This window comes from Sphingobium sp. CFD-1, assembly GCF_024611115.1.
In the GTDB taxonomy this organism is placed as follows: domain Bacteria; phylum Pseudomonadota; class Alphaproteobacteria; order Sphingomonadales; family Sphingomonadaceae; genus Sphingobium; species Sphingobium baderi_A.
The window spans coordinates 1,063,934-1,076,942 of sequence record NZ_CP084398.1 but is presented as its reverse complement, the minus strand read 5'-3'; the positions used below and the strand labels follow the sequence as shown (position 1 = coordinate 1,076,942).

Below are 13,009 nucleotides of genomic sequence, written 5' to 3'. Positions count from 1 at the left end.
CCGCCCCTTCTCCCGAACGCTTTCCTGTCCTAGATACAGGTCAATGAGCGCCTCCCTCTACAACAAGGATATATTGCGGCTTGCGGCCAGCATTCCCCATCATGCGCGGCTGACGGACGCGCAAGCGAGCGTAGAAAGGCGATCCCCGACATGCGGATCGCGCGTCACGGCGGACGTGCGGATGGAGGGCGGGCGGATCGCCGATATCGGCCTGGACGTCAAAGCCTGCGCTTTGGGGCAGGCATCGGCTTCGCTGATGGCGCGCCATGCGATCGGTTTGACGACGGGCGAACTGGCCGAGGCCCGCGATCGCCTGACCGCCTATCTGGCGGGAGAAAGCGACGATCTGGATTTCTGGCCCGGGATTGAAGTTCTCGCCCCTGCGCGAGGCTATCCGGCGCGGCACCCCTCGATCCGGTTGGGTTTCGAAGCCATGGCCGAAGCGGCGCGACAGGCCGACATCTGATGGAACCGCCAACACCCGGAGCCGCCAGCGCCGCCTTGTCCGCCACGGATGTCCTGCTCTCCGAAGGCGTCATATTGCTGGGCGCTGCGGTGTTCTTCGTCATCCTGTTCCGGCGTTTCGGCCTGGGCGCGGTGCTGGGCTATCTGATCGCAGGGGCGCTGGTCGGTCCGCAAGGGATGGGATGGGTCGGTGGCGCGGAATCAAAGCTGGCCATCGCCGAAATCGGCATTGTGCTGCTGCTGTTCCTTGTCGGGCTTGAATTGCACCCGGCACGGCTGTGGCGGCTGAAAAGGGATATTTTCGCGCTCGGTCTGGCACAGGTGGTTCTGTGCGGTCTGGTTTTGACCGCCGTCATTTTCTATTCGACCGGCTTCAGTTGGGGTGCAGCGATTGCCCTTGGCCTGCCGCTGGCGTTGTCGTCCACGGCGCAGGTTCTGCCGATGCTCAAGAACAGCGGTCGTATCAACTCACCCTTTGGCGAGAAAATCTTCTCTATCCTGTTATTTCAGGATCTGTCCATCGTCCCGCTCATCACCATCATCGCCGCGCTGTCTCGCAATCCCGTAGACGCCGCCGGACCACCGGGATGGCTGCTGACCATATATACGGTGGTTGCGATCACCGGTCTGGTGCTGGCGGGCCGCTTCATATTGCGCCCCCTGCTTCGACTGGTGGGGCGGTTGGGCGAACGCGAACTGTTCGTCGCGGTGGGGCTGTTCACTGTCCTGGCGGCGGCATCCCTGATGCATGCGCTGCACCTGTCGACGGCGCTGGGCGCGTTTGTGGCAGGCGTGATGCTGGCCGACTCCCCCTATCGCCATGAAATCGAGGCGGATGTGGAGCCGTTCCGTTCCATCCTGCTTGGCCTGTTCTTTCTGGCCGTGGGCATGGTGCTGGACTTGCGAACGGTGGCGGCTTTTCCCCTGTTCGTCGTCGGCATGGCGGCGGTGCTGGTCGTGACCAAGACGATACTGATCTGCGGGCTCGCGCGTTTGTTCGGCATGGACTGGCGACAGGCCATAGGGGCCGGCCTGTTGTTGAGCCAGGGCGGCGAATTCGGATTCGTGCTGTTCGCACAGGCGCAGAACGCGCTGCTGATCGCGCCGCAAGCCGCCAGCCTGTTCAGCGCCGTCGTGACCTTCTCCATGGCGACCACGCCGTTCCTGATGCTGTTCGCGGCACGATTCGAATTTGCCAGGCCCAAGGCCGATGCCGCACTGCGCGATCCCGATCAGGCGCCGCGCGGCACGGCGATTATCGTGGGATATGGCCGCTTTGGCCAAACGGTCGCTCAAATGCTGGCCGGACATGGCTTCGGTGTCGTCCTGATCGACAAGAAGCCCGCGCAGATCGAAGTGTCGAGCCGCTTCGACGTGGAAGTCTTTTATGGCGACGGCACGCGGATCGACCTTCTTCACCGGGCGGGCGCTGACGAAGCCCGGCTCATCGCCTTTTGCATCGACGATCCTTCGCTGGACAGCCGAATATTGGAACCGATTGCAGAAACATTCCCGCAAGCCGCGATTTTGGCGCGGGCATTCGATCGGCGGCAATTGCTGGAATTACAGGACATGGATCTGGCGGGCGTAGTACGCGAAGTGTTCGAATCGGCCGTCTGCATGGGCGTGCAGGCGATGGAAGCGCTGGGCGTGCCCCAAGCGGAAATCGAGGAGGTCGAGCAGCAATATCGCAAGAATGACGAACAACGGCTGGCCGCTCAGAAAGAGCATGGCGATCTGGCCGTCGCCAAGGAACTGATCTATCGACCCGGCAAACGAATGCGCCTGCTGTCGCGGGGCGAAGGAGAGGAAGAGGCATGATCGCTGTTCTGGCTGCACTATCGGCGGCGATCGCCATCGGCGCGGGCGCCTTTGGAGCACATGGCGCCGCCAATCCCCAGGCGGCTGAGTGGCTACGCACAGGCGGCATATATCAAATGGTCCATGCCGTCGCCGCGCTGGTCCTGGCGTCAACCGTGCGCGGCCCGGCCTGCGTTCTGCTGATCGGCGCGGCCATCTTCGCCTTCACGCTTTACATCATGGCTTTTGGCGGCCCCAGATGGCTGGGCGCGGTTACGCCCATCGGGGGCACGCTGATGATAGCGGGCTGGCTGTGGACCGCATGGATTTTCTGGCGCGCCTGAGCCTGTGGGCGAACCCTTGCTCCAAACCCACTGCGAGCCTAGATTGAAGCTTATGGCCGACCATCACCATCATAAACATCATGAACCGACCGGCGCCAAGCTCGCCGATGCCGCGCAGGCCACGCTCGAAGCCCAAAACGAGCAATGGACGCCCATGCGCGCCGCCATTTTCGATGCCCTCGCGGCGGAGGAAAAGCCGGCATCGGCCTATGACATTGCGGACACCGTTTCCAAGGCCCGCGGCAAGCGGGTGGCGCCCAACAGCGTCTATCGGATTTTGGACCTGTTCGTCTCAAACAACATCGCGATGCGGGTAGAAAGCGCCAATGCCTATATCGCCAACGCCCATCCCGGCTGCCATCATGACTGCATATTCCTGGTATGCCGCAACTGCCATCAGGCCACACATGTCGACGATGACAGGGTGACGGGCGACGTGCGCGCCGTGGCGGAGCATGAAGGCTTTCGCCCGGAACGCCCGGTGATCGAGATATTGGGCACATGCGCGAAATGCGCGGCCTGATCCTGGGCGTTGCTTTCCGGCCGGGAACAGCCTAGCGGCTTGACGAGTATATGTCTTTGATGAACGATCGCCCTTCCATGCCGCTGCTGGACCAGATTCACTGGCCTTCGGATTTGCGCGGCCTCAAACCCGAACAGCTTCCGCAACTGGCCGACGAACTGCGTCAGGAAGTGATTTCGGCCGTCGGCGTGACCGGCGGTCATCTGGGATCGGGGCTGGGCGTCGTAGAATTGACCACGGCGATCCACTATGTGTTCAACACGCCTGAGGACAAGCTGGTCTGGGATGTCGGCCACCAATGCTATCCGCACAAGATCCTGACCGGGCGGCGCGACCGCATCCGCACGCTGCGGCAGGGCGATGGACTGTCCGGTTTCACCAAGCGGGCTGAAAGCGAATATGATCCATTCGGGGCCGCGCATAGTTCGACCTCGATCAGCGCGGCGCTGGGCTTTGCGGTCGCCAACAAGCTGACCGACAAGCCCGGCAAGGGCATAGCGGTGATTGGCGACGGGGCGATGTCAGCAGGCATGGCCTATGAGGCGATGAACAACGCCCGTGAGGCGGGCAATCGGCTGATCGTTATCCTCAACGACAATGACATGTCGATCGCGCCGCCTGTCGGCGGGCTTTCGGCCTATCTGGCGCGGCTCGTATCCAGCCGCGAATTTCTGGGGCTGCGCGGCCTTGCACGACGGTTTGCGCGAAAATTGCCGCGCCCGCTGCACAATGCCGCGCGCAAGACCGATGAATTCGCACGCGGCATGGCGATGGGCGGGACATTGTTCGAGGAACTGGGCTTCTATTATGTCGGTCCCATCGACGGGCATAATCTGGACCAGTTGATCCCGGTACTTGAAAATGTGCGCGATGCCGCCGAAGGACCTTGCCTGATCCATGTCGTCACGCAGAAGGGCAAAGGCTATGCGCCTGCCGAAGCGGCGGCGGACAAATATCATGGCGTCCAGAAATTCGACGTCGTTACGGGCGCGCAGGCCAAGGCGCCACCCGGACCGCCGAGCTACACCGGCGTTTTCGCCAAGGCCCTGATCGCCGAGGCGCAGCGCGACGAGCGGATTTGCGCGATCACCGCCGCCATGCCCTCGGGCACGGGTCTCGACAAATTCGCGGAGGCATTCCCCGACCGGTCTTTCGACGTGGGCATAGCAGAACAGCATGCGGTGACGTTCGCCGCTGGTCTGGCGGCGCAGGGCATGCGGCCTTTCTGCGCGATCTACTCGACCTTCCTTCAGCGCGCCTACGATCAGGTTGTGCATGACGTAGCGATCCAAAATCTCCCAGTGCGCTTCGCCATAGACCGGGCCGGGCTGGTCGGCGCGGACGGGTCCACCCATGCGGGCAGCTTCGACGTCGCCTATCTCGCCACCCTGCCCAACATGGTCATGATGGCGGCCGCCGACGAAGCGGAACTGGTGCATATGGTCCACACCTGCGCCATGCATGACGCTGGACCGATCGCCGTGCGCTATCCGCGCGGAAATGGCGTGGGAGTTGCGCTTCCCGCAGTTCCGGAACGGCTGGAAATCGGCAAGGGCCGGATCGTCCGCGAAGGGCGTCAGGTCGCGATCCTGTCGCTCGGCACACGCCTTGAAGAAGCCTTGAAAGCGGCCGAAATACTGGAGGCCAAGGGCCTGTCCACGACGGTCGCCGATCTGCGCTTTGCCAAACCGCTCGACGAAGCATTGATTCGCAAATTGCTGACGACCCATGAAGTCGCCGTGACAATCGAGGAAGGCGCCATTGGTGGCTTTGGCGCCCATGTGCTGACATTGGCCAGCGACAGCGGCCTCATCGACAGCGGGCTGAAGCTCCGCACGATGCGCCTGCCCGATATTTTCCAGGATCAGGATAAGCCGGAAAAGCAATATGCCGATGCAAAACTGGATGCCGCAGGCATAGTGGAGACGGTGTTGACGGCGCTGCGTCATAACAGCGCCGGCGTGGAAACGGCGCGGGCCTGACGCCCCGTCCGCATCGCAAGCGGATGGAACGGAACATTGTTTCGGGCGTCCTGCGATAATCGACGTTGCACGCTGTTGGGACGGGGGGATTGGTGGCGCAATTCAGACACAAGGGCACGGATAGCACGGCATCCCTATCGTCCCATATTCCGCGCCATGCTGTCCTTGTTCTTTGCCTTGCAGGGCTGGCAACCGGTTGCTCCCAGCCCAAACCGGTGAAAGCGCCGCCCCGCGCCCATGACCCGGTTCCCGTTCCGCGGGAGGCTTCCACCCTCTCTGTCCCGGTCGATATCGATTCAGGCGCCATACGGCATGCCGTGGAGCAGGCCATCCCGCGCCAGCTATGGACGATCAACAAACATTCTCCCCGCTGCATTCCCCCACAACGCGTCAAAATCCTGGGCGCGAAGCTGAACGTCACGCCCCCAATCAGTTGCACGATCGTGGGCGTCGTAACCCGAGGGCCAATCCGACTGCGGGGGGAAGGGCAGGATATCGTGGCCGATGTCCCCATCCATGCACAGATCAGCGCCCGTGATGTCGGCGGGATATTGAAGGGTGAAACCGCTACCGGCTCCGCCCTGGCGCATGCGCGGATCAGGTTGGATCTTGGCAAGGATTGGCGTCCGCGCGGGACGGTCCGCCTGAGATATGACTGGACCAAAGCGCCGGGAATCGATTTTCTGGGCCAGCGCATCACTTTCACCGATGAGGCGGACCAGAAACTGCGCCCCATCATCCAGACACTTGAACGCGATCTGCCGCGCGAACTGACCCGCTCCAACATTCCGGCCCAAGTGGAAGATTTATGGCGGAAAAGCTTCACGTCGGTCCTGTTGAATGAAAGAAATCCACCGGTTTGGATGCGCGTCACGCCGCTCAGGATTCTCTATAATGGCTATGCGATGCAGGGCAGCCGGCTGCGGTTCAATCTGGGCATCGAAGCCGTTACCGAAACATTTGTCGGCAATCGGCCCGATCCTACGAAACCGACCCCGCTTCCGCCGCCGGCATCAGACAAAACGGACGGGCAATTCCATTTCTTCATCCCCGTGACCGCCGACTATAGTGAACTGGAACCGGTGATCATGCGCGCTTTGGCCAAACGGTCGCAAACGCCGTTCGAATTGCCCGCCATCGGGCCGGTGGTCGCTCGCTTCGAGAATGTCGAAGCCTATGGCACGACCGGCGGGCGCATCGCGGTGGGCCTTACATTGGCCGTTCGTCCCGCAGCCGGCGGCAAGGCGGATGAAGTTCATGGCCGGATATGGATGACAGCCATCCCCCGCAATGCCCCCAATTCACCACAAGTCCATTTCGACGCTCTGGCCGTAGCTGGGAGCACCGATGCCTTGAGCGGAGACCTGTTGCTGGCGCTCGGCAAGAACCCGGCGGTCAGCACCCTTATCGCACAATCCCTCACCCAGAATTTTTCCGAAGACATAGCGGAACTTCTGATCAAGATCCGGCGTGCGATCAGTGAAAGACAGACTGGAGATTTTCTGATCACAACCGATCTGGGGGCGGTGGAAATCGGACAGATCAGAGCTTTCGGTCAAGGATTGCACCTGCCCGTTCGCGCCAATGGAACGGCACGGATCGCATACAAACCGTCCTGAATGAGAAGTGCAATCTATTGGTTGCATTTCATCCCTTTCCAACTCATATAGGCAATCAGGAGGTTGCATATATGACAAACGCCATCGTTAAAACGATCGAGATCGCGGCGCCGCTGGAGCAAGTCTGGGATGCGCTCGTCAATCATGAGAAATTCGGGACATGGTTTCGGGTCGCGCTCGACCAGCCCTTTGAGATCGGAAAGCCATCCACCGGGCATATGACCTATCCCGGCTATGAAGATTATCGCTGGGAAGCGCGGATAGTCGCCATCGAACCCATGACGCGATTTGCGTTTGAATGGCCCGCGACAGGCGGCGACAAGGATTTGATGGACAGCGGCATTCCGGTTCCCGAATGGACGCTGGTCGAGTTTATCCTGACACCCACGACCGGAGGCACATGCCTCACCGTCACCGAAAGCGGCTTCGACAAGGTGCCGGAACCTCGCCGCACCAATGTCATGCGCGACAATGAAGGCGGTTGGACCGAACAAGTCAAAAATATAAACGACTATGTCACTGGCTGAGCATCCCGACCCCGCACGCCTGTTTGCGGCTCTGGGCGATCAGACGAGATTGGGCTTGGTCGCACAACTGGCTGACGGACATAAGCGATCAATCGCGCAAATGGGGGAAGACCTGCCGATCAGCAGACAGGCCGTAGCCAAGCATCTGAATGTGCTGCGTGAGGCCGGTCTGGTCCAACGGACCCGAAGCGGCCGCGAAGTGCATTTTGCCTTGCGAAGGGAAGCGATCGAAGGCGCCCGGCTCTGGCTCGATAAGGTTGGCGCGCAATGGGATTCGACCTTGTCGCGGTTCAAATCCTTTGTTGAAGACAGCCTCTAGCGGCTTGTTTTCATATACGGATGGGCCGGGAATGATCCCGGCCTATCCGCCGCTACCGGATTATTGCTGAGGAACCGAAGCGCGAGCATCCTGACCATCGCCTTCCGGCGCGGCAATGATGTCACGCGTGGTTTCCCCCTTTTCCACCACCTCCGTCGCGGGATCGCCCGCGGACGACCGGATGCCGGGAGCGGCATTACCGCGTCCCGCAGCAGAAAGAGCGGCGCTCTCAGTCGCGCTGCGGGCGGCCGGACCGCCGAACATCGCTTCCATCGCGGCGCGGCTCGAATCCACGGTAGCGGCGGAAGGTGCGCCGGGCGCGGGCGGAACCAGCGCGAAATCAGGCGGAATCACGAGCGGCGCCTGACGCGACACAGCAAATTCATCCGGACGTTCGCGATCGAACAGCCCCGACGAACCGCAAGCGGACAAGGTGGCCAGCAGGCCAGCAGCAAGGATCAGTTTACGCATTAGTTCAATGACTCCGTCTTTGCGCCCTTCTCGCGCAGCAAAAGCGCGCGCGCAAGCAGGATCAGCACGCCGATGGTGATCGCGGCGTCGGCCAGGTTGAAAATCAGGAAGGGCCGCCATTCGCCGAAATGCAGATCGGCATAATCGACCACATAGCCGAGCCGTATCCGATCGACGATATTGCCGATCGCCCCGCCCAGCACCAGGCCAAGCGCCGCCACATCCTGCCGCGCCTTTTCCCGCCACATCCATACGCCCACAAAAATCGCGATCACCATGGTCATGCCGACCAGCAGCCAGCGCATCAAGTCCGTATCGGCATGGAAGAAACCCATGGATACGCCCCGATTTTCCAGCCAGCGCAGGCGGAAGATTGGCAAAATATCGATCCCTTCCTCCCCCCTGCTCTTGAGCGCGAGCGGATAGGTAACGGTATATTTGACAAGTTGATCCAGCGCGAGCGTAACGATCGCGATAGTCAGACCCAGGGGGCGATGATTGACGGCGGGAGCAGTCATGCCTTCAGCACCTCGTCACAGCGGTCGCACAAGGCGCCATCCTCCTTCACCTCCGGCAGCAGCCGCCAGCAGCGGCCGCATTTATGCCATTGCGACGGCTTTACAATGATCCCATCGCCCACGCCCATTTCGACGCGGGCAACGATAGCGACTTCGGCAAAGTCCACATCGCCCACGGGCACCAGTTCACCCATCGCCACATCGGCCTCCAGGCTGGATCGCACGATCTTTTCACGGCGCAGCGGTTCTATGGCTTCGTTGACCTGATCGCGTTGGTCGCGGATTTCAGCCCATTTTTCGCCCAGCCCATGGTTCACCCAGTGGCGGTCGACTTCCGGCCATTCCAGGAAATGGACGCTTTCCTCTTCATTGGGGAAGCGGCTTTGCCACACTTCCTCGGCGGTGAAGGGGATGATCGGCGCGGCATAGCGAACGAGCGCATGGAACAGCGTATCAAGCACGGTGCGATAGGCGCGGCGCCTGGGGTCCGACTTCGCATCGCAATAGAGACAGTCCTTGCGGATGTCGAAGAAGAAGGCCGACAGGTCGCTATTGGCAAAGTCCATCAGCGCGCGGGTGTAGCGGCTGAATTCCAGCCAGTTCTCGTTGTCCGCTGCCTTGTCGACCACGCCGCGCAACTCCGCGTCCAACTCTGCGAGGAGATGGAGCATATAGCGTTCCAGTTCCGGCATCTGGCTAACGGGCAGCTTCTCTTCTTCCGAGAAATCGGAAAGAGCGCCCAGCAAATACCGGAAAGTGTTACGGAGTTTGCGATAGGCATCGGATGATCCTGCCAGCACTTCCTTGCCGATGCGGACATCATCGAAATAGTCGGTGCTGGCCACCCATACGCGCAGAATGTCGGAACCGCTTTCGGCGATGACCTTGAGCGGATCGACCACATTGCCGAGGCTTTTCGACATTTTGCGGCCCTGCCCGTCCAGCGCGAAGCCGTGGGTGAGGACGGCGTCATAGGGCGCGCGACCGCGCGTGCCACAGCTTTCGAGAAGGGACGACTGGAACCAGCCGCGATGCTGGTCGGACCCTTCGAGATACAGGTCCGCGCGCACGTCATCGCCATAGCGTGCTTCGACGGTGAAGGCGTGGGTCGAGCCGGAATCGAACCAGACGTCGAGGATATCGTTCACCACCTCATAGTCGGCAAGATCGTAATCCGGGCCGAGCAATGCTTGATGATCCGCGCCGAACCATGCGTCCGCGCCGCCCTGTTTGAGGGCTTCGATGATGCGTGAGTTTACTGCGTTATCAACAAGATATTCACCACTCTTGCGGTGAACATAAAGCGCGATTGGCACGCCCCATGCGCGCTGGCGGGAGATGACCCAGTCCGGGCGGCCCTCCACCATGGAGCGGATGCGGTTGGTCGATCGCTCCGGCACCCAGCGGGTATGGGCGATGGCGTCCAGCGCCACGTCGCGCAGCGTCGGGCCGTTGCCGACGATGACGGGCGTGGGCAGGAAGCTGCCGTCGACATCGACCGGCACACCGTCCTGCGGCTTATCCATCGGGATGAACCATTGCGGAGTGCAGCGGAAGATGATCTTCGCCTTGGAACGCCAGCTATGGGGATAGCTGTGTCTGAAGTCATCCGACGCAGCGAGAAGGCCGCCTGCTTCACGCAGGTCGGTGCAGATCGGGCCGTCCTTGCTGACGAATTTGGCGTTGATGACGCTCCCCTGCCCGCCGAGCCAGAGCCAGTCCTCGCGATATTTGCCGTCGCCCTCGACCGCAAAGACGGGGTTGATGCCGTGCGCCTTGCAGAGCGCGAAGTCGTCCTCGCCATGGTCGGGCGCCATGTGGACAAGACCCGTGCCCGCGTCGGTGGTCACGAAATCGCCCGCAAGGAACGGGCGCGACTTGGCGAAGAATCCGCCGAGGGCGTGCATCGGGTGGCGGGCGACGGTTCCGGCGAGTTGGGAGCCTTTGCCGGTCCAATCGCCAAGATCGTTAAGACACGCACCGGGCCAATAACGACGCAGGCGTTCCTCGAACTCGCCTTTCAGAACGTTACTATTTGCCAAAAGGACTTTCCGTCCCTTCAGAGCCTGCACCGTCGGATCATTGAACACGTCAACTCCAGGTGCGGTGTCAGCAGCTACCCCGATCTGGTAGAGCCGATACTCAACCTCCGGCCCATAAGCCAAAGCCTGATTGACCGGAATCGTCCAAGGCGTCGTCGTCCAGATCACCGCATGGGCGCCGACCAGTTCCGGCGCGTTCGGGGCTTCCACGATCTCGAACGCCACGTCGATCTGGGTCGAGACGATGTCCTCATATTCCACTTCCGCCTCGGCCAGCGCGGTCTTTTCGACCGGGGACCACATGACGGGCTTCGCGCCGCGATAAAGCTGGCCGCTTTCCGCGAATTTAAGGAGTTCGCCGACGATGGTGGCTTCGGCGTCGAATTTCATGGTGAGATAGGGATCGTCCCAATCGCCCATCACGCCCAGGCGCTTGAACTGCTCCTTCTGAACGCCGACCCACTTATCCGCATAGGCGCGGCATTGGGCACGGAATTCCTGCGCCGGAACCTCGTCCTTATTCTGTTTCTTCTTGCGATATTCCTCCTCGATCTTCCATTCGATCGGCAGGCCGTGGCAATCCCAGCCGGGCACATAAGGCGCATCCTTGCCCAACAGCGACTGGCTGCGGACGATGATGTCCTTCAGCACCTTGTTCATCGCATGGCCCATATGGATGTCGCCATTGGCGTAGGGCGGGCCGTCATGCAGGATGAAGCGTGTCCGGCCCTTCCGCCGTTCCCGCAGCTTGCCGTAAAGGTCCATCGCCTCCCAGCGCGCAAGGATCGCCGGTTCCTTCTGGGCGAGGCCCGCCTTCATCGGGAAGTCGGTGACGGGGAGGAAAACGGTGGATTTATAATCAGGCTGATCGGTCATGAAGGGTCCGCGCAATTACGCCATATGCTGCATTACCCGCGGGCATTAAGCGAGGTGGGGCGTTCCCGCAAGGATTTGCCGCGCATCGTCGCAATCCTTTGCGATCTGCGCCATCAGGGCGTCCAGCCCGTCAAATTTCGCCTCGGGCCGCAGATAGCGGATCATCTGCACTTCGATGACCTGATCGTAGAGGCTTTCGGCAAAGTCGAAGAAATGCGGCTCCAGCAGTTCCTTGGGCGGATCGAAGCTGGGGCGAATGCCAAGATTAGCCGCGCCGTCCAGCACGCGGCCATCGGGGAGCATCCCGCGCACCGCATAGATGCCATAGGCCGGGCGCAAATATGTGCCGAGGTCGAGATTGGCGGTCGGAAAACCGATCGTCCGGCCGATCTTGTCGCCATGCTGCACGTTGCCCTGGATCGCGAAAGGCCGCGTGAGCAGACGGGTAGCCGTTTCGCAATCACCGGTTTTCAACGCATCGCGGATGCGGCTTGAGGAAATGACCTGGCCATCCTGCTCCGCGACGGGCGCGACCGCTTGCGCCGCCATGCCCACTGCCGCACATAGCTGAGCCAGCCGATCGGTCGAGCCGCTGCGCCCTTTGCCGAAGGTGAAATCTTTGCCGGTGACGACCCCCGCAACGCCCATATCCACCAGCAACTGGACGAACTGCTCGGCGGTGCGCCCGGCAAACTCTGCATTGAAGGCGAAAAGCTGCATCGCATCCGCCCCGGCCCGGGCGAACAGCGCCTGCCGCTGGTCCAGCGTGGTCAGGCGGAAAGGTAGCGCGTCAGGCCGGAAAAAGCGCATGGGATGCGGGTCGAACGTGGCGACTATGGCAGGGCGCCCTTCCGCCTTGGCCCATTCGATCGCGCGGGAAACCACGGCCTGATGACCGCGATGAAATCCATCGAAATTGCCCAGCGCCATGATCGAGCCGCGCAGATGCACGGGAACCGGTGCGCCGCTTTCCAGCCGCTCCATGGCGCGCGCTATAAGGACAGGGCGAGCGAGACGCAATGCATGGGCATCACGCGCCGATGCGCCGCCGGAAGGTAACGAAGCTATAGGCGGGGGCATCCCTCTCCATCGCAAAGTCTTCGCGGGCGATTTCTTCCCAATCGGCGGGATCGGGATAAGGGATGGCGGTGTCGCCCACCACATCCATATGAATTTCGGTGAGTTCGATACGATGTGCGCGCGGCAGAAATTGCCGATAGATGTCCGCGCCGCCGATTACCATGACGGTGGACGCGGCCGCGAGACGGACTGCGCCTTCGACGTCATGCGCGATTTCGGCACCCTTGCCCGCCCATTCCCTGTCACGGGTCAAGACGATGTGGCGGCGGCCGGGCAGCAGGCCGGGCAGGCTATCGAATGTCTTGCGGCCCATGACCATGGGATGGCCCAGGGTGAGCGCCTTGAAATGTTTGAGGTCGGCGGACAATCGCCATGGCAGGCCGCCGCCCCGGCCGATGACGCCATTGTCGGCGCGGGCCAGGACGAGGACGATTTCCATCCCT

The 13,009-nt window shown here is 61.6% G+C and carries 13 protein-coding genes; 8 read left to right on the top strand and 5 right to left on the bottom strand.

All coding sequences use genetic code 11. The features are described from left to right. The first annotated feature begins 43 nt into the window (after window positions 1-43). From LDB26_RS05510 to LDB26_RS05475, 8 genes are all read left to right on the top strand, one after another. Window positions 44-466, top strand: a complete 423-nt coding sequence (locus LDB26_RS05510; RefSeq protein ID WP_257540859.1) for an iron-sulfur cluster assembly scaffold protein — start codon at window positions 44-46, stop codon at window positions 464-466. After that, complete coding sequence (locus LDB26_RS05505) at window positions 466-2,286, top strand: monovalent cation:proton antiporter-2 (CPA2) family protein (protein WP_062064635.1); 1,821 nt, start codon at window positions 466-468, stop codon at window positions 2,284-2,286. The genes LDB26_RS05510 and LDB26_RS05505 overlap by 1 nt, the downstream gene beginning before the upstream one ends. Beyond that, the gene (locus LDB26_RS05500; RefSeq protein WP_062064633.1) at window positions 2,283-2,609 is read left to right on the top strand and encodes a DUF423 domain-containing protein; all 327 of its coding nucleotides are present in this window, start codon (window positions 2,283-2,285) and stop codon (window positions 2,607-2,609) included. The genes LDB26_RS05505 and LDB26_RS05500 overlap by 4 nt, the downstream gene beginning before the upstream one ends. Before the next feature lie 52 nt (window positions 2,610-2,661). Continuing rightward, window positions 2,662-3,132: a Fur family transcriptional regulator gene (locus tag LDB26_RS05495; protein WP_062064632.1), complete on the top strand. Its 471-nt coding sequence runs from the start codon at window positions 2,662-2,664 to the stop codon at window positions 3,130-3,132. A gap of 50 nt (window positions 3,133-3,182) precedes the next feature. After that, the gene (dxs, locus tag LDB26_RS05490) at window positions 3,183-5,114 is read left to right on the top strand and encodes a 1-deoxy-D-xylulose-5-phosphate synthase (protein WP_257540857.1); all 1,932 of its coding nucleotides are present in this window, start codon (window positions 3,183-3,185) and stop codon (window positions 5,112-5,114) included. A 215-nt stretch (window positions 5,115-5,329) separates the two neighbouring features. Continuing rightward, the gene (locus LDB26_RS05485) at window positions 5,330-6,733 is read left to right on the top strand and encodes a DUF4403 family protein (RefSeq protein WP_257540855.1); all 1,404 of its coding nucleotides are present in this window, start codon (window positions 5,330-5,332) and stop codon (window positions 6,731-6,733) included. Window positions 6,734-6,804: 71 nt separating this feature from the next. Beyond that, window positions 6,805-7,260, top strand: coding sequence for an SRPBCC family protein (locus LDB26_RS05480; protein WP_257540853.1), 456 nt, complete (start codon window positions 6,805-6,807; stop codon window positions 7,258-7,260). Further along, window positions 7,247-7,579 carry a helix-turn-helix transcriptional regulator gene (locus LDB26_RS05475; RefSeq protein ID WP_062064626.1) on the top strand — a complete coding sequence of 111 codons (333 nt, stop codon included), beginning with the start codon at window positions 7,247-7,249 and terminating at the stop codon, window positions 7,577-7,579. Before LDB26_RS05480 ends, LDB26_RS05475 begins: the two co-directional genes overlap by 14 nt. A 60-nt stretch (window positions 7,580-7,639) precedes the next feature. Here the strand turns inward: LDB26_RS05475 and LDB26_RS05470 are convergent, their stop codons facing one another. The 5 genes from LDB26_RS05470 to LDB26_RS05450 are packed head-to-tail and all read right to left on the bottom strand — an operon-like array spanning window position 7,640 to window position 13,005. Continuing rightward, complete coding sequence (locus tag LDB26_RS05470) at window positions 7,640-8,050, bottom strand: DUF3035 domain-containing protein (RefSeq protein WP_062064624.1); 411 nt, start codon at window positions 8,048-8,050, stop codon at window positions 7,640-7,642. Continuing rightward, on the bottom strand, window positions 8,050-8,568 hold the full coding sequence (gene lspA / locus LDB26_RS05465; protein WP_062064623.1) for a signal peptidase II: 519 nt from the start codon (window positions 8,566-8,568) through the stop codon (window positions 8,050-8,052). Before lspA ends, LDB26_RS05470 begins: the two co-directional genes overlap by 1 nt. Further along, window positions 8,565-11,486: an isoleucine--tRNA ligase gene (gene ileS, locus LDB26_RS05460; RefSeq protein ID WP_257540851.1), complete on the bottom strand. Its 2,922-nt coding sequence runs from the start codon at window positions 11,484-11,486 to the stop codon at window positions 8,565-8,567. Before ileS ends, lspA begins: the two co-directional genes overlap by 4 nt. A gap of 45 nt (window positions 11,487-11,531) precedes the next feature. Continuing rightward, window positions 11,532-12,470: a bifunctional riboflavin kinase/FAD synthetase gene (locus LDB26_RS05455; RefSeq protein WP_257541988.1), complete on the bottom strand. Its 939-nt coding sequence runs from the start codon at window positions 12,468-12,470 to the stop codon at window positions 11,532-11,534. Between the two features lie 46 nt (window positions 12,471-12,516). Then, on the bottom strand, window positions 12,517-13,005 hold the full coding sequence (locus LDB26_RS05450) for a dihydrofolate reductase (protein ID WP_231746262.1): 489 nt from the start codon (window positions 13,003-13,005) through the stop codon (window positions 12,517-12,519). Window positions 13,006-13,009 lie beyond the last annotated feature (4 nt).